The following is a 15258-nucleotide window of genomic DNA, read 5'->3' as shown; positions in this document are numbered from 1 at the left end:
CGCCCCGTCACGCCGACGGGGTGCCGGGGCCGCCGACCTCGGGTTCCGCTCAGCGGAGCCGGGCGAGGAGGGCGTGTTCGACGAGGGTGATGAGGGCGCTCTTGGCGCTGTCGCGGCGGCGGGCGTCGAGGGTGATGACGGGGGTGTCGCTGCTGAGTTGGAGGGCTTCGCGGACTTCGTCGGGGGTGTGGGGCTGGTGTCCGTCGAAGCCGTTGAGGGCGACGACGAAGGGGAGTCCGCTGTTCTCGAAGTAGTCGAGGGCGGGGAAGCAGTCGGCGAGGCGGCGGGTGTCGACGAGGACGACGGCGCCGATGGCGCCGCGGACGAGGTCGTCCCACATGAACCAGAAGCGGTCCTGTCCGGGGGTGCCGAACAGGTAGAGGATGAGGTCTTCGTCGAGGGTGATGCGGCCGAAGTCCATGGCGACGGTGGTGGTCGTCTTGCCGGAGACGTGGCTGAGGTCGTCGATGCCGGCGGATGCGGAGGTCATGACGGCTTCGGTGCGCAGGGGGTTGATCTCGGAGACGGCGCCGACGAGCGTGGTCTTGCCGACGCCGAAGCCGCCCGCGACGACGATCTTCGCGGAGGTGGTGGCGCGGGTGGGGGCGGCCGCGTTAGAGCTTGCGAAGTCCACTGAGGACCCTTTCGAGCAGCGTGACGTCGGGCGTTCCGCCCGACTCGCCCGCGGCGGCGGGCTGGTGGATGGCGACGAGACCGGCCTCCGCCAGGTCGGCCACGAGGATACGGGCGACACCGAGCGGGACACCGGCCAGAGCGGAGATCTCCGCGATGGACTTGACCTCCCGGCAGAGGCTCACGATCCGGGCGTGCTCGGGCAGCAGGCCACCGGTCCGCTCGGCGGAGCCGGTGGTCGAGATCAGCGCCTCGATCGCGAGCTGGTACCGGGGCCGGGTGCGGCCTCCGGTCATCGCGTAGGGGCGGACCAGCGGCTGCTGCTCGTAGCCGTCGGACTGCTGCCCGCCGTAGCCGCTGCCGTACCCGCCGCCGTACGAGCCGGCGGGTGTCGAAGGCGGGGTCATGGGTCCTCCTTGTGCTGCAGCCTGGGGCAGCCGGTTCCAGCTGGGGCGATGCCAGCTGAGGCGAGATCAGCTGCCTGAGGGTAGCTGAGGGTGGAACGCCGGGTCCGGTCGGGTCGGACCCGGCGGAGAGGTGGGACGGGTGGAAGTGCCGCCCGGGTGCACTCAGTGCAGGAGACTGCCCTGGAGTTCTGCGCGCAGTGCGGGGGTGAGGACGGCGCCGGCGCGGTCGACGAGCAGCGCCATCTCGTATCCGACGAGGCCGATGTCGGAGTCGGGGGAGGCCAGGACGGCGAGCGCGGAGCCGTCGCTGATGGCCATGAGGAAGAGGAAGCCGCGCTCCATCTCGACGACGGTCTGGTTGACCTCGCCGCCCTCGAAGATCCGGCTGGCGCCGGTGGTGAGGGAGGTGAGGCCGGAGGCGACGGCGGCGAGCTGGTCGGCGCGGTCGCGGGGGAAACCCTCGGACATGCACAGCAGGAGGCCGTCCGCGGAGACCACCACCGTGTGCGACACCCCGGGGGTGTTGTCCACGAAATTGGTGATCAGCCAGTTCAGGTTCTGTGCGGCCTGGCTCATCTGATTCAACTCAACGCTCCTGATGATCTGCGGCGTTGCCGTCGCTCCGGCCCCCGAAGCTATCGAACCCGGGCTGCTGGGCACCATGGTGGAAACCGGCCTGGTCGCCCTGGCCCTGGTCGCCCTGCCCCTGGCCGCCCGGCGCCTGGCCGGCCGCCTGCTCGGCACCGGCCCGGCGGCCCTGCTGGATGCCGCGGCGCAGGTTGGTGAGGCGGCCGCGGACCTCCTCGGGCGCGCGGGAGACCTGCGGACCGGTCAGCGGGGACGCCTCGGCGGTCCCGGAGACCAGGTTGGCCTGCGGGGTGCGCCGGGGGAGGCCCGACATGGTGACGCCGCTGGTCGACGGTTCGCGGACCTGCTCGGCGCGGCGCCAGCGCTCGTCGTTGGCGGACGGGCGCCACGGGGCGTCACCGGGCTGCGGCTGCTGGGCCTGCCGCTGCGGCTGGTCCTGGGGCTGCTGGGCCTGCGGCGCCGGCTGCTGGACCGGCGGCCGCTGGGCCTGGGCGGCCCGGGGGGCGGGCCCCTGCGGCGGGTGGCCCGGGGCGGTGGTGCCGGGGCGGCGCGGCTGGTACGGGCGCGGCCGGCTCTCCCGCTGGGCCGGGCGGCCCTCCTCGCGCTGCCAGCCCTGGTCGGCCGGCGCACCGCCGTCGGACGGCCCGGTGGGCAGCGCCATCGGCTCCTGCCGGACGGGCGGCTGCTGCTGGACCGGCTGCTGCGGGGCCTGCGGCTGCTGGGGGCGGGCGGCCTGCTCCGGACGGACCGGGTTGGGCACGGCCGGCAGCACCGGCTCCACCAGGCCGAGGCCCAGCGGGTCGCGCGGGTCGATGTCACTGGCCTCGAACCGGGGGCGGGCGAACTGCTGGGTGCTCTCCTCCGGGGTGGGCTCGGCCGAGGGCAGCGGCTGGGCCGGCTGGACCTTCGGCAGCGGCTGGGTCTGCTGGAGCGGCTGCTGCCGGTCGCCCGGCGCGGGCCGCTGCGGACGGCCGCCCTGGCCCTGCTGCGGGCCCTGGGGACCCTGCTGGCCCTGCGGCGGACGGCCCTGGCCGGGCCGCTGACGCTGCGGCAGGCCCTCCTGCGGACGCTCACCGGGGCGGGCGCCCTGCGGCGCGCCCGGGCGGCCCGACTGGTCGGCCCAGCCGTGCTGGGGCTGCTCGCCGCCGCGGGCGGCGGGGACGCCGTCGCCCTGCGGACGCTCCTGGCCGGGGCGGCGTCCGCCCGGGCCGCCCTGCTGCGGGGCACCCTGCGGCTGGCCGCCCTGCTGCGGGCCGCGGCGGGGCAGACCGCCGGGGCCGCCCTGCTGCGGGCCCGGCCGGCCCGGGGTGCGCTGGGGCAGACCGCCCTGCTGGTTGGACGCCTGCTGGTTCGGGCCCTGCTGGTTCGGGCCCTGCTGGCCGGGCGCACCCGGCCGGCCGCCCTCCGCCGCCGGGTTCTCGCGCAGCGACTGGCCGACCTGACGGGTCGGCAGGCCGCCGCCCGCACCGGGACCACCCTTGCCGCCGGACGGACCGGGGCCGCCCTGGCCGAGCTGCGGCCGGCCGCCCTGCGGGGCACCGCCCGCCGGACCCTGGCCGAGCGCCGCCGGGCCGCCGGTGCGGCCGCCCTGGCCGGCCGGGACCTGGCGCTGCTGGCGCGGCGTCGGGGCGGCCCCCCGCTGCTGCTTGGGCTGCCCGCCGCCGGGACGGCCGGGGCCGCGGCGGTCGGCGGAGTTGGTGACGTCCACCGGGAGCATGACCAGCGCGGTGGTGCCGCCGGAGTCGCTGGGACGCAGCTGGATGCGGATGCCGTGGCGCAGCGACAGGCGGCCGACCACGAAGAGGCCCATGCGGCGGGAGACGGAGACGTCCACCGTCGGCGGGTTGGCGAGGCGCTCGTTGATCTCGGCGAGGTCGTCGGGGCTCAGGCCGATGCCGGTGTCGTGGATCTCGACGAGCACCCGGCCGTCCGGCAGCGCGTGGCCGGTGACCCGGACGCGGGTCTGCGGGCTGGAGAACGAGGTGGCGTTCTCCAGCAGCTCGGCGAGCAGGTGGACGAGGTCGTTGACGACGCGGCCGGCGACCTCGGCCGACGGCACGGCGGCGAGCTCGATGCGCTCGTACTGCTCCACCTCGGAGGCGGCGGCGCGGAGCACGTCGACCAGCGGGACGGGGCGGGTCCAGCGGCGGCCCGGGTCCTCACCGGCGAGGACGAGGAGGTTTTCGCCGTTGCGGCGCATGCGGGTCGCGAGGTGGTCCAGCTTGAAGAGGTTGGCCAGCTGGTCCGGGTCGGCCTCGCGGCTCTCCAGCTCCGAGATGAGCGACAGCTGGCGCTGGATGAGGCCCTGGCTGCGGCGCGAGAGGTTGGTGAACATCGCGTTGATGTTGCCGCGCAGGAGGGCCTGCTCGGCGGCGAGGCGCACGGCCTCGCTGTGCACCATGTCGAAGGCGTGCGCCACGTGGCCGATCTCGTCCGCGGAGTCGACGCCGACCGGCTCGACGGTGACGTCCACGTCGTGCGGGTCGGTCTCGGAGAGCGTCTTGACCAGCTCGGGCAGCCGCCGCTCGGCGACGTCCTCGGCCGCGGCCTGCAGACGGGTCAGCGAGCGCACCATCGAGCGCGCGATCAGACCGGCGCCACCGAGGGCGACCAGCAGCACGAGCGCGACGGCGGCACCGATGATCAGGGCCTCGGTGTCGGCCTGGGACTGCAGCTCCTGGGCCTTGCCGTCGAGGTCCTCGATGAGCTTGGACTCGATGCGCCGCTCGGCGGCGATCTTGGCGGTGGACTGCTCGTACCAGTCCTTGTAGCTGACGACCTCGCTCTGGTGGATGCCGCTCTGCTGGAGGATCGAGCGCGCGTAGCGGTCGGCCGCGGCGACCACCGAGTTGTAGCTCAGCTGGCCGCGCAGGTTGTCCAGGTCGTGCGAGGTGTAGATGTTGTTGAAGCCCTGGAGCGCGTTGTCGTAGGACGCGCGCAGGCGGATGCCGAAGGACTCGTCGCTCAGGCTGAGGTCCGGGCCGCCCGGGTTGGCGAGCGCGGCGCTGATCAGCGCGCGCTGCTGGGAGGTGGCGTTCTTGGCGAGCGAGAACTGCTGCAGGGCGCGGGTCGAGCGGACCAGCTCGCGGTTGTTGGACGCGAGCGCGATGTCCTGGGTGATCGACAGCAGGTCGCGGATGATCACGTCGTACGCGGTGATCGTCGCCTGGATGTTCTGGTTGTTCTGGTACGGGTTGCCGCGCGCGTCGGAGACCGAGTTCAGGTCCTTGCGGATCTGGAAGAGCAGCGCCTTGCCGCCGGAGAGCTCCAGGTTCTCGAACTTGTCCGAGGACGCGGTGAAGGTGCGGCTGAGGTCGTCGGTGACCTTGCGGGCGGCGACGATGTCGTCGTCCAGCGCCGCGCTGGGCTTGGCGGTGATCGGGCCCGCGCTGACGTCCCGCTCGTTCTGCAGGGCGTTGGCGAGGTCGGTCGCCTTCTTGGCGAGGTCCGAGAGGTTGGCCATCTGGGCCAGTTGCTGCGAGGTTTCGAGCGAGGTCTGGATGCGCAGGCCACCGAGGACCAGCGCGACCAGGACCGGGAGCGCGAGCAGGGCGATCAGCTTGCTGCGGATCCGCCAGTTGCGCATGGCGAGGCGGCTCATGCCCTTGGCGCGCCGGCGGGTCAGGGAGCTGCGGAGCTTGCCGCGGGTCGACTTCCGCTCCCCGCCGTCCTCCTCCGGCCCGCCGATCACATCGGGTGCCGGTTCGGCCGGGCTGCCGGGGGCCGCCGCCGGCTGGGGGGCTGGCGCGGGCTCATGCGACTCCGGGTCACCCGCGGCGCCGCTACCCCTTTTGAAACGTCCCTGCACTGGCGTCGCAACCTCTGGACCGGGCGTCCCACCGCGTCGCCGCGGCCTGGACGGTGTCGAGTTTCCATCCGCACCCCGGCCGGTCCGGGAGAGCGGGTCACCGGGGTGGACTGCTCCCTACCCACGGTCCGTGGCATTCCAGCACAGCCGGGGAATCCCAACAAGGGCGGACGGGGCACATCGGACGGCACTACTCACCGCGCGCACGATCTCACCGACTGTGCGACAAACGGACCGGAATACCGCCTTTTTCGGACACTCGCCGGATGCATGCCAAGCAGGGTCGAGACCAATGGGATGGGCGGAGCTTCGGAAATGCCCGATATTTCCGATATGCCGGTAAAGGTCGATGCGGCGATATGCCGGATATCGGAGGTATGTTCCATGATTTGTGGCGAAAATCACAGATGAATGTGTAGCTTTGGTCACGGTGACTGTGGAAAGAGATCCGTAACCTTGCTGTATCCGGAGCACGGCCCCGATCAGCCTGCCCAGAATCTCCCCGAATCACTCAGGCCGGGAGCCGATCGCGGTCGGTCGCCGGCCGCGACCTTGAGGTGCTGACGAGATGTCCCAGGCGAAGAAGGCCACCAGGTCCACGCTGACCAGCCGTTCCACCGCGAACCCGCGCCGGACGACGCTGGCCTCGGTCGAGGACTTCGGCCAGATCCCCGGCGCCCGCAAGCCCGAGCACGTGGCGACCTACGCGACCGAGCTGCCGGTCGCCACCGCCAACCCGCGCCGCACCCAGCTGGCGGTCGCCCCGGCGGTGAGCCTCCCGCAGGACTGAGGCGTTCCGCATCGCCCCGAACAGGCGCCGTCACCCCGGTGACGGCGCCTGTCGTGCTGTGGAGCAGGCCAGGTCAGGGCCCACGCGATAGCCTGGCAGCGATCGAGCGGGGCCGGGCCCGAAGGGGGCGCGGCACCCACCAGCGCCCGGGCGCGCCCCGGGCGGCCGTCGAAGCGAGGGGTACCCCAGCCGTGCGCATTGCCAGGTTTTCCGTCCGGGAAGGGAGCCCTGCCGCGGGCAGCGTCTCCTTCGGTGTGGTCGAGGGGGACCCGGCCCGGCCGGAGTCGCTGGTGGTCCACGCCCTGGCCGGTCACCCGTTCGGCCAGCCCCAGCCGACCGGCGAGAGCTACCGCTTCCAGGACGTCCGGCTGCTCAGCCCGATGCTGCCCAACAAGATCGTCGCGGTCGGCCGCAACTACGCCGCGCACGCCGCCGAGCTGGGCAACGCCGTCCCGGACGTCCCGCTCACCTTCTTCAAGCCCTCCACCTCGGTGATCGGCCCGACCGAGAGCATCGCCTACCCGCCGTTCTCCTCGGACGTCCAGCACGAGGCCGAACTGGCCGTGGTGATCGGCCGGATGTGCCGCGAGGTGCCGCTGGAGCGGGTCCCCGAGGTGATCCTCGGCTACACCTGCGCCAACGACGTCACCGCGCGCGACGTCCAGCAGCGCGAGGGCCAGTGGGCCCGCGCCAAGGGCTTCGACACCGCCTGCCCGCTCGGCCCGTGGATCGAGACCGACCTCGACCCGTCCGACCTCGCCATCACCTGCACGGTGAACGGCGAGCTCCGGCAGACCGGCCGCACCTCGTTGATGGTCCGCTCGGTGGCCGAGCTGATCGTGCACATCTCCGAGGCCATGACGCTGCTGCCCGGCGACGTGGTGCTCACCGGCACGCCCGCCGGGGTGGGCCCGATCAACGTCGGCGACGAGGTCGCGGTCACCGTCGAGGGCATCGGCACCCTCGCCAACAAGGTGGTCAAGCGTGGCTGACGCGCCGGCCGTACGGGTGCGCTTCTGCCCGTCCCCGACCGGCAACCCGCACGTGGGCCTGGTCCGCACGGCCCTGTTCAACTGGGCCTTCGCCCGCCACCACGGCGGCACCCTGGTCTTCCGGATCGAGGACACCGACGCGGCCCGCGACTCCGAGGAGTCCTACGAGCAGCTGCTCGACGCGATGAAGTGGCTCGGCTTCGACTGGGACGAGGGCCCCGAGGTCGGCGGCCCGCACGCGCCGTACCGGCAGTCGCAGCGGATGGACGTCTACGCGGACGTCGCCCGCCGGCTGCACGAGGCCGGCCACGCCTACCACTGCTACTGCTCCACCGAGGAGCTGGACGCCCGCCGCGAGGCGGCCCGCGCCGCCGGGAAGCCGTCCGGGTACGACGGCCACTGCCGCGACCTGACGGACGACCAGGTCGCCGTGTTCCGGCTGGAGCGGCGCGAGCCGATCCTGCGCTTCCGGATGCCGGACACCACCATCGCCTTCGACGACCTGGTGCGCGGCACGCTCTCCTTCGAACCGGCGAACGTCCCCGACTACGGCATCGTCCGGGCCAACGGCGCGCCGCTCTACACCCTGGTCAACCCGGTGGACGACGCCCTGATGGGCATCACCCACGTGCTGCGCGGCGAGGACCTGCTCTCCTCGACCCCGCGCCAGATCGCGCTCTACGCCGCGCTCGCCGACATCGGCGTCGGGGACGGCGGCACCCCGCGCTTCGGCCACCTGCCCTACGTCATGGGCGAGGGCAACAAGAAGCTCTCCAAGCGCGACCCGCAGGCCTCGCTCAACCTGTACCGGGAGCGCGGCTTCATCCCCGAGGGCCTGCTCAACTACCTGTCGCTGCTCGGCTGGTCGCTCGCCGAGGACCGTGACGTCTTCACCGTGGACGAGCTGGTCGCGGCCTTCGACATCGCCAAGGTCAACTCCAACCCGGCCCGCTTCGACCTGAAGAAGTGCGAGGCGATCAACGCCGAGCACCTGCGCCGGCTGGCCCCGGAGGACTTCGTCCGCCGCCTGGTGCCGTACCTGCAGGCCCCCGGCCTGCTGCCGGCCGAGCCGACCGCCGCGCAGCTGGAGCTGCTGGCGAAGGCGGCGCCGCTCACCCAGGAGCGGATGGTGGTGCTCGGTGAGATCGTCGGCATGGCCGGGTTCCTGTTCGTCGCCCCCGAGGACTTCGCCGTCGACCCGGACGACGCCGCCAAGGTGCTCACCGCGGACGCCCGGCCCGTGCTGGAGGCGAGCATCCGGGCACTGGAGGCGGTCGGCGACTTCGGCCCGGAGCCGATCCAGGCCGCGCTGCGCGAGGCCCTGGTGGACGGCCTGGGCATCAAGCCGAAGTTCGCCTTCACCCCGCTGCGGGTCGCGGTGACCGGCCGGCGGGTCTCCCCGCCGCTGTTCGAGTCGATGGAGCTGCTCGGACGCCCCGAGACGCTGCGCCGGCTGACCGCCGCTCTGGCGGCCCTCCCGGCGGCCTGACCTCGCCCGCGGGCCCGGTCGCGCGCCGGGCCCGCGGCCTTCCCGGACGTCACCGGACGGCCCCCTGCCCGCTGCCTGGGGTTATCGATTTTGGAGCCGGGGCAGACGTCGGGTAATGTTCTTTCTGCGCCGCCCGGGAGGGCAACGACGAGGGAGCGAAACCCCCGCCGGAGCCGGAGCGGGAGGCGCAAGCCCGAGCGGTTCCCCGACAGGGGTTCAACTCTGGTGGGGTATGGTGTAATTGGCAGCACGAGTGATTCTGGTTCATTTAGTCTAGGTTCGAGTCCTGGTACCCCAGCGCAGTATCGCGGTCCACCTGGGCCGTACAATTCAAGAACAAGCCCCCGTTGTGTAGCGGCCTAGCACGCTGCCCTCTCACGGCAGTAGCGCCGGTTCGAATCCGGTCGGGGGTACAGGTTCCGCGAGGAACCGCCTGGAAAGCCCCCGTTGTGTAGCGGCCTAGCACGCTGCCCTCTCACGGCAGTAGCGCCGGTTCGAATCCGGTCGGGGGTACTGATCTCGCAAGGGATCGCCAGGAAGCCCCCGTTGTGTAGCGGCCTAGCACGCTGCCCTCTCACGGCAGTAGCGCCGGTTCGAATCCGGTCGGGGGTACCGAAGCACGAAGCCGATGGGTCTGCTCATCGGCTGATTGCTTTGTTGGGGTATGGTGTAATTGGCAGCACGAGTGATTCTGGTTCATTTAGTCTAGGTTCGAGTCCTGGTACCCCAGCCAGAAGAGGAAGGCCCCGGTTTCCCGGGGTCTTTTTTGCTTTCCCGGACCAGGAATTCCCGGACCGACCCGAAGGGCCCCGCTCGACATCGAGCGGGGCCCTTTTCGGTCGTCCGTGGGGGAGTGGGGGAGTCGGGTGCGGGAGGGGGGAACTGGTGGGCGGGGTGGGGGTCAGCTGCGGCGCAGGGCCTCGGTGAGGCGGTTGGCGGCCTCGATGATGGCCTGGGCGTGCAGCCGGCCCGGGTGACGGGTCAGGCGCTCGATCGGGCCGGAGACCGAGACGGCGGCCACGACGCGGTTGGAGGGGCCGCGGACCGGTGCGGAGACGGACGCCACGCCCGGCTCGCGCTCACCGATCGACTGGGCCCAGCCGCGCCGCCGGACGCCGCTGAGCGCGGTGGCGGTGAAACGGGCGCCCTGGAGGCCGCGGTGGAGCCGCTCGGGCTCCTCCCAGGCCAGCAGGACCTGGGCGGCCGAGCCGGCCTTCATCGGCAGGGTGCTGCCGACCGGGACGGTGTCCCGCAGGCCGGAGAGCCGCTCGGCGGCGGCTACGCAGATCCGCATCTCGCCCTGGCGGCGGTAGAGCTGTGCGCTCTCGCCGGTGACGTCGCGCAGGTGGGTCAGGACCGGGCCCGCGGTGGCGAGCAGCCGGTCCTCGCCCGCCGCGGCGGAGAGTTCGGACAGGCGGGGGCCGAGGATGAACCGTCCCTGCATGTCCCTGGTGACCAGGCGGTGGTGTTCGAGTGCGACGGCGAGTCTGTGGGCCGTGGGGCGCGCCAGACCGGTGGCGGCGACCAGCCCCGCCAACGTGGCGGGGCCCGACTCCAGTGCGCTCAGCACCAGAGCGGCCTTGTCGAGCACGCCGACGCCGCTAGAGTTGTCCATGCGCTAAGACTGCAGTCTCATTCCGCGAGACGCAAGTTCAATCTTCGGCGAAAAGCGCCACTCTGGATGCAGCAGCCCGGGAGACATCCAGGATGCGGCCCCGTCGAGGCGTCCGCATCGTGGACACCGATCCGGCGTGCAGGTCGCGCGACGCGCCGCACGGGGCGGCGACAGCTTTGACCTCGACGACACGAGAAGGCCGGCAACGCGGCCGGCTGGAGGGAATCCGATGGGACGGACACTCGCAGAGAAGGTCTGGGACGACCACGTCGTGCGGCGCGCGGAGGGCGAGCCCGACCTGCTCTTCATCGACCTGCACCTGCTCCACGAGGTGACCAGCCCGCAGGCCTTCGACGGCCTCCGGCTGGCCGGGCGCACGGTCCGCCGCACCGATCTCACGATCGCCACCGAGGACCACAACACCCCGACCCTGGACATCGACAAGCCGATCGCCGACCCGGTCTCCAGGGTCCAGTTGGAGACCCTGCGCAAGAACGCGGCCGAGTTCGGCGTCCGGATCCACTCGCTGGGCGACGTCGAGCAGGGCGTCGTGCACGTGGTCGGCCCGCAGCTGGGCCTCACCCAGCCCGGCACCACCGTGGTCTGCGGCGACTCCCACACCTCCACCCACGGCGCCTTCGGCGCGCTGGCGTTCGGCATCGGCACCAGCCAGGTCGAGCACGTGCTGGCCACCCAGACCCTGCCGCTGGCCCCGTTCCGGACCATGGCGATCACCGTCGAGGGCGAGCTGCCGGACGGCGTCACCGCCAAGGACCTCATCCTGGCGATCATCGCCAGGATCGGCACCGGCGGCGGCCAGGGCTACGTCCTGGAGTACCGCGGCTCGGCGATCCGCGGCCTCTCCATGGAGGCCCGGATGACCATCTGCAACATGTCCATCGAGGCGGGCGCCCGGGCCGGCATGATCGCCCCCGACGAGACCACCTTCGCGTACCTCGAGGGCCGCCCGCACGCCCCGCAGGGCGAGGACTGGGACGCCGCGGTCGCCTACTGGAAGACCCTGGGCACCGACGAGGACGCGGTCTTCGACCACGAGATCTTCATCGACGCCGCCGAGCTGACCCCGTTCGTGACCTGGGGCACCAACCCCGGCCAGGGCGCCCCGCTCGGCTCCGCCGTCCCGGACCCGGCCTCCTTCGCCGACCCGCAGGAGCGGATCGCCGCCGAGAACGCCCTGGCCTACATGGGCCTGGAGGCCGGCACCCCGCTGCGCGAGGTGGCGGTGGACGCGGTCTTCGTCGGCTCCTGCACCAACGGCCGGATCGAGGACCTGCGCGCCGCCGCCGACCTGCTGCGCGGGCGCCGGATCGCCGACGGCGTGCGGATGCTGGTCGTCCCCGGCTCCGTCCGGGTCGCCCTGCAGGCCGTCGAGGAGGGCCTGGACAAGGTGTTCACCGCGGCCGGCGCCGAGTGGCGGCACGCGGGCTGCTCGATGTGCCTGGGCATGAACCCCGACCAGCTCGCCCCCGGCGAGCGCTGCGCCTCCACCTCGAACCGCAACTTCGAGGGCCGCCAGGGCAAGGGCGGGCGCACCCACCTGGTCTCGCCGCAGGTCGCCGCCGCGACCGCCGTCCTCGGCCGCCTGGCGGCCCCCGCCGATCTGGTGGCCGACGCCGCCGTGGAGGTCTGAGCAGCATGGAGAAGTTCACCACCCACACCGGCCGGGCCGTGCCGCTGCGCCGCAGCAACGTCGACACCGACCAGATCATCCCCGCCCACTGGCTCAAGAAGGTCACCCGTTCCGGTTTCGAGGGCGGCCTGTTCGAGGCCTGGCGCCGGGACGAGTCGTTCATCCTCAACCGGCCCGAGCGCCGGGGCGCCACCGTCCTGGTGGCCGGCCCCGAGTTCGGCACCGGCTCCTCCCGCGAGCACGCCGTCTGGGCCCTGCAGAACTACGGCTTCCACGCGGTGATCTCCTCGCGCTTCGCCGACATCTTCCGCGGCAACTCGCTGAAGAACGGCCTGCTGACCGTGGTCCTCCCGCAGGAGACCGTCGAGCGGCTCTGGGAGCTCACCGAGGCCGACCCGACCATCGAGATCACCGTCGACCTGGAGGCCCGCGAGGTGCGCGCCGAGGGCGTCACCGCGCCCTTCGAACTGGACGACAACGTGCGGTGGCGGCTGCTCAACGGCCTGGACGACATCAGCATCACCCTGTCGAACGAGGCGGACATCGCCGCGTTCGAGACGCGTCGCCCCTCGTTCAAGCCGCGTACCCTTCCGGTGGCCTGAGATCCCGTTCTGAACAAGCATTCTGACGAACCGCCGGATGGCCCGCTCCCCCTCGGGGGGGCGGGCCATCCGGCGTTCCGGGGCCGGAGTTGTGCCCGCCCGCCGCCCCCGGATTGGGGATTCGGTTTTGCGACAGAGGGCCCCGCAGCATGCACAACTGCGCGTAGATGGCACAATCAGTGCATGCACCGGCACCATGAACCTCCGTACGCGGGCGGCGAACCCGCGTCACCGGAGTCCACGGGCCGGGGATCCGAACGCCGAATTGACGATCGGCCGTACGCCGCAACCTCACCTGCTGAGGGGCCGGACGACCCGGAAGTCGCAGCGCTCTTCGCGCTTGTGGCCGAGCGGTTGAAGCAAGCTCACGACCGCGTGCATGCGCTGAACGTGTCTGCCGATGCAAAGACCGCTCTCACCCGTCAACTGCTCATCGTCACGGAGACCGCCAAGCGCGATCTTCCGGAGGCGGCGCGGCGGTTGAGTCGCATTGTGCAGGACCTCGACGAGGGGCGCCCGCCCGTCGACTGAGGTCGCCGACGCGCAAATCCATTGCGACACTAGGGTGATTCGCGCGTTTGGTAATTGAAAGTCCGCAGATACATACCTAACGTGCGAAATGAACGGATGGAATCATCCGGCGCCCGTTTCCGAAGGGGAAGACGTGAACAAGGCTCAGCTTGTCGAAGCGGTGGCCGAGCAGCTGGGCGGTCGCAAGGCTGCCGCAGAGGCCGTCGACGCAGTGCTCGACACCATGGTGCGCGCCGTCGTGGCCGGTGACCGCGTTTCGGTCACCGGTTTCGGCACCTTTGAGAAGGTGGAGCGCTCCGCGCGCTTCGCCCGCAACCCGCAGACCGGTGAGAAGGTCAAGGTCAAGAAGACCTCGGTGCCCCGCTTCCGCCCCGGCCAGGGCTTCAAGGACCTGGTCAGCGGCGCCAAGAAGCTGCCGAAGGAAGGCCCCTCGGTGAAGAAGGCGCCCAAGGGCTCCCTCACCCCGGGCAAGAGCGGCGTCGCCGCGACCCCGGCCGCCAAGCGGGCCGCCACCAAGCGTGCCGCCACCGCCGCCGCCGCCGCTGCCGCCGCGACCCCGGCCAAGAAGGCCGCCGCCAAGAAGGCGACCGCCACCAAGACGGCCGCCACCCCGGCGAAGAAGACCACGGCCGCCGCCAAGAAGGCGACCGCCACGGCCAAGAAGACCACCACCGCCGCCGCCGCGAAGAAGACCACCGCGACCGCGACCAAGAAGACCGCGGCCGCCGCCAAGAAGGCGACCGCCACCAAGACGGCCGCCACCCCGGCGAAGAAGACCACGGCCGCCGCCAAGAAGGCGACCGCCACGGCCAAGAAGACCGCGCCGGCGAAGAAGACCGCCACCCGCAAGACCACCGCGCGCAAGACTTCCGCCAAGTAGTCGCCGCGCGTCCTCACCGGACGGCCTTCGAGAGCCGCGGCGCCGCCCTCCCCGGAATTCCGGGAAGGGCGGCGCCGCGGTTCCTCGTTTTTCGGGGGATTTCCCGGGGTCAGCCCGCGGCCGGGTCCGGGAAGGTCTGCAGCGTCACGAAGACCACCCGGCGGGCCTCGCCGGTGCCCTCGGTGCGGATCCGCACCCGCTGGCCCGGGCGCAGCAGCCGCAGACCGCCGGCGTCGAAGGCGGCCGCGTCGAACGGCACCGGGGTCCCGTCGTCGAGCAGCACGGAGCCGGCCCGGGTGGCGGGGTCGAAGGTGAACGCGGTGGCCTGCATGGCAGCAGCATAGCGAGGGCCGCCGACAGGGCCGAGCGTCGTCTCAGCGGGGCCGCGGCAGGTAGCCGAGCCGGACGGCCAGGGCGCGGGTGTGCGGGCCGACGCCGAGCGCCAGCGCCTCGGCCAGGTCCTCCCCGGTGTCGACGTCCCGGCGGACCGACTGCACGCCGGGTAGCCGCAGTTCGCGGGCACCGCCGGCCGCGTGCCGGGCGCGCGAGCCGCCCCCGAACGCGGGAGCGAGCGTGCTGCCCGGGGTGCAGGCCAGCAGGGTGGTGCCCAGCCCCGGGGCGTCCGGCAGGAAGGCCCGGCCGGTCGCGGGCACCGCGCCCAGCACCCGGCCCAGCTCGGCCGGGCGCAGCGCCGGCAGGTCCGCCGAGAGCGCGGCCAACGGCGCGCGGGGCGCGAGGACCAGCGCGGCCGCCGCACCGTGCGCCAGGGCCTCGTTGAGTCCGTCGCCGGGCTCGTCGTCGACCACCAGGGCGCCGAGCGCGGCCAGCCGGGCGCCGGCCGCGGCGTCCCGGGTGACCACCAGCACCCGGCCGACCCCGGGCGCGGCCAGCGCGGCGGTGACGGTGTCCAGGGCGAACGAGAGCGCGAGGTCCGGGCGGTGCGGACCGGCGAACGGGGCCAGCCGGGACTTGGCCCGGGCCAGCGGCTTGAGCGGCAGCACCAACGACCAGCCGGCGGCGGGTGCGGCGGGCGCGACGGGCGCGGTGGGCGCGCTGGGGCGTACGGTGTCCTGGGTCATCGGCGTCATTGTGACGCTGGTCCCGGAGCCCTCGCCAGGCCGTCCGAGCTGTACGGACGTGCGCTTGATCACGCCCGTGCGGCGGGCGGGCGGGGTTGCTCGACAGCCGGTGAGCGGTCGGGCGAGACTGTTCCGCGCCCGTACCCCGCGAGGTCGCGGACGCGAGATCGACCGCGGCACCCCAGCGTGCCGC

Annotated in this window: 14 protein-coding genes and 5 tRNA genes; 12 read left to right on the top strand and 7 right to left on the bottom strand. The window is 72.7% G+C overall.

Going from position 1 to position 15258, the window contains the following annotated elements; all coding sequences use genetic code 11:
- Positions 1-49 precede the first annotated feature (49 nt).
- From ACFCLZ_RS14470 to ACFCLZ_RS14455, 4 genes are all read right to left on the bottom strand, one after another.
- Positions 50-634 carry an ATP/GTP-binding protein gene (locus ACFCLZ_RS14470; RefSeq protein WP_380285297.1) on the bottom strand — a complete coding sequence of 195 codons (585 nt, stop codon included), beginning with the start codon at positions 632-634 and terminating at the stop codon, positions 50-52.
- Positions 615-1040, bottom strand: a complete 426-nt coding sequence (locus ACFCLZ_RS14465) for a DUF742 domain-containing protein (RefSeq protein WP_380285296.1) — start codon at positions 1038-1040, stop codon at positions 615-617. Before ACFCLZ_RS14465 ends, ACFCLZ_RS14470 begins: the two co-directional genes overlap by 20 nt.
- 162 nt (positions 1041-1202) lie before the next feature.
- Complete coding sequence (locus tag ACFCLZ_RS14460) at positions 1203-1616, bottom strand: roadblock/LC7 domain-containing protein (protein WP_344345973.1); 414 nt, start codon at positions 1614-1616, stop codon at positions 1203-1205.
- Between the two features lie 10 nt (positions 1617-1626).
- The gene (locus ACFCLZ_RS14455) at positions 1627-5319 is read right to left on the bottom strand and encodes a nitrate- and nitrite sensing domain-containing protein (RefSeq protein ID WP_380285295.1); all 3693 of its coding nucleotides are present in this window, start codon (positions 5317-5319) and stop codon (positions 1627-1629) included.
- 685 nt (positions 5320-6004) lie between these two features.
- Between ACFCLZ_RS14455 and ACFCLZ_RS14450 the strand changes: the two genes are divergently transcribed.
- The 8 genes from ACFCLZ_RS14450 to ACFCLZ_RS14415 all read left to right on the top strand — a co-directional run bounded on the left by ACFCLZ_RS14450 (position 6005) and on the right by ACFCLZ_RS14415 (position 9440).
- Positions 6005-6226, top strand: coding sequence for a hypothetical protein (locus ACFCLZ_RS14450; protein ID WP_380285294.1), 222 nt, complete (start codon positions 6005-6007; stop codon positions 6224-6226).
- Between the two features lie 191 nt (positions 6227-6417).
- The gene (locus ACFCLZ_RS14445; protein ID WP_380285293.1) at positions 6418-7218 is read left to right on the top strand and encodes a fumarylacetoacetate hydrolase family protein; all 801 of its coding nucleotides are present in this window, start codon (positions 6418-6420) and stop codon (positions 7216-7218) included.
- Positions 7211-8707: a glutamate--tRNA ligase gene (gene gltX / locus ACFCLZ_RS14440; protein ID WP_380285292.1), complete on the top strand. Its 1497-nt coding sequence runs from the start codon at positions 7211-7213 to the stop codon at positions 8705-8707. The genes ACFCLZ_RS14445 and gltX overlap by 8 nt, the downstream gene beginning before the upstream one ends.
- Positions 8708-8933: 226 nt before the next feature.
- Positions 8934-9005: transfer RNA gene (locus ACFCLZ_RS14435), tRNA-Gln, on the top strand.
- A gap of 42 nt (positions 9006-9047) precedes the next feature.
- A tRNA-Glu gene (locus tag ACFCLZ_RS14430) sits at positions 9048-9120 on the top strand.
- Positions 9121-9147: 27 nt separating this feature from the next.
- Positions 9148-9220 (top strand) — tRNA-Glu (locus ACFCLZ_RS14425).
- Positions 9221-9246: 26 nt separating this feature from the next.
- Positions 9247-9319, top strand: a tRNA-Glu gene (locus ACFCLZ_RS14420).
- A gap of 46 nt (positions 9320-9365) precedes the next feature.
- A tRNA-Gln gene (locus ACFCLZ_RS14415) sits at positions 9366-9440 on the top strand.
- 168 nt (positions 9441-9608) lie between these two features.
- Here ACFCLZ_RS14415 and ACFCLZ_RS14410 read toward each other — a convergent pair.
- Positions 9609-10322, bottom strand: a complete 714-nt coding sequence (locus tag ACFCLZ_RS14410) for an IclR family transcriptional regulator (protein ID WP_030306825.1) — start codon at positions 10320-10322, stop codon at positions 9609-9611.
- A 229-nt stretch (positions 10323-10551) separates the two neighbouring features.
- Between ACFCLZ_RS14410 and leuC the strand changes: the two genes are divergently transcribed.
- The 4 genes from leuC to ACFCLZ_RS14390 all read left to right on the top strand — a co-directional run bounded on the left by leuC (position 10552) and on the right by ACFCLZ_RS14390 (position 13986).
- The gene (leuC, locus tag ACFCLZ_RS14405; protein ID WP_380285291.1) at positions 10552-11973 is read left to right on the top strand and encodes a 3-isopropylmalate dehydratase large subunit; all 1422 of its coding nucleotides are present in this window, start codon (positions 10552-10554) and stop codon (positions 11971-11973) included.
- Between the two features lie 5 nt (positions 11974-11978).
- A complete protein-coding gene (gene leuD, locus ACFCLZ_RS14400) occupies positions 11979-12575 on the top strand; it encodes a 3-isopropylmalate dehydratase small subunit (protein WP_380285290.1) in 597 nt (198 codons plus the stop codon).
- A gap of 183 nt (positions 12576-12758) precedes the next feature.
- The gene (locus tag ACFCLZ_RS14395; RefSeq protein WP_380285289.1) at positions 12759-13106 is read left to right on the top strand and encodes a hypothetical protein; all 348 of its coding nucleotides are present in this window, start codon (positions 12759-12761) and stop codon (positions 13104-13106) included.
- Positions 13107-13239: 133 nt separating this feature from the next.
- Positions 13240-13986 carry an HU family DNA-binding protein gene (locus ACFCLZ_RS14390; protein ID WP_380285288.1) on the top strand — a complete coding sequence of 249 codons (747 nt, stop codon included), beginning with the start codon at positions 13240-13242 and terminating at the stop codon, positions 13984-13986.
- A gap of 109 nt (positions 13987-14095) precedes the next feature.
- Here the strand turns inward: ACFCLZ_RS14390 and ACFCLZ_RS14385 are convergent, their stop codons facing one another.
- The gene (locus tag ACFCLZ_RS14385) at positions 14096-14317 is read right to left on the bottom strand and encodes a hypothetical protein (RefSeq protein ID WP_371517044.1); all 222 of its coding nucleotides are present in this window, start codon (positions 14315-14317) and stop codon (positions 14096-14098) included.
- A gap of 43 nt (positions 14318-14360) precedes the next feature.
- A complete protein-coding gene (gene cofC, locus ACFCLZ_RS14380) occupies positions 14361-15065 on the bottom strand; it encodes a 2-phospho-L-lactate guanylyltransferase (RefSeq protein ID WP_380285287.1) in 705 nt (234 codons plus the stop codon).
- Positions 15066-15258: the final 193 nt, after the last annotated feature.

This window comes from Kitasatospora purpeofusca (assembly GCF_042691725.1).
Taxonomy (GTDB): Bacteria; Actinomycetota; Actinomycetes; order Streptomycetales; family Streptomycetaceae; genus Kitasatospora; species Kitasatospora purpeofusca_B.
This window is presented reverse-complemented; position numbering and strand designations above follow the sequence as displayed.

What these genes read in the sequence shown, in the direction of transcription:
- cofC (WP_380285287.1), bottom strand. Translation starts at nt 15,065, where the DNA reads ATGACCCAGGACACCGTACGCCCCAGCGCGCCCACCGCGCCCGTCGCG.
- ACFCLZ_RS14460 (WP_344345973.1), bottom strand. Translation starts at nt 1,616, where the DNA reads ATGAGCCAGGCCGCACAGAACCTGAACTGGCTGATCACCAATTTCGTG.
- ACFCLZ_RS14395 (WP_380285289.1), top strand. Translation starts at nt 12,759, where the DNA reads ATGCACCGGCACCATGAACCTCCGTACGCGGGCGGCGAACCCGCGTCA.
- ACFCLZ_RS14465 (WP_380285296.1), bottom strand. Translation starts at nt 1,040, where the DNA reads ATGACCCCGCCTTCGACACCCGCCGGCTCGTACGGCGGCGGGTACGGC.
- ACFCLZ_RS14410 (WP_030306825.1), bottom strand. Translation starts at nt 10,322, where the DNA reads ATGGACAACTCTAGCGGCGTCGGCGTGCTCGACAAGGCCGCTCTGGTG.
- leuD (WP_380285290.1), top strand. Translation starts at nt 11,979, where the DNA reads ATGGAGAAGTTCACCACCCACACCGGCCGGGCCGTGCCGCTGCGCCGC.
- ACFCLZ_RS14450 (WP_380285294.1), top strand. Translation starts at nt 6,005, where the DNA reads ATGTCCCAGGCGAAGAAGGCCACCAGGTCCACGCTGACCAGCCGTTCC.
- ACFCLZ_RS14385 (WP_371517044.1), bottom strand. Translation starts at nt 14,317, where the DNA reads ATGCAGGCCACCGCGTTCACCTTCGACCCCGCCACCCGGGCCGGCTCC.
- leuC (WP_380285291.1), top strand. Translation starts at nt 10,552, where the DNA reads ATGGGACGGACACTCGCAGAGAAGGTCTGGGACGACCACGTCGTGCGG.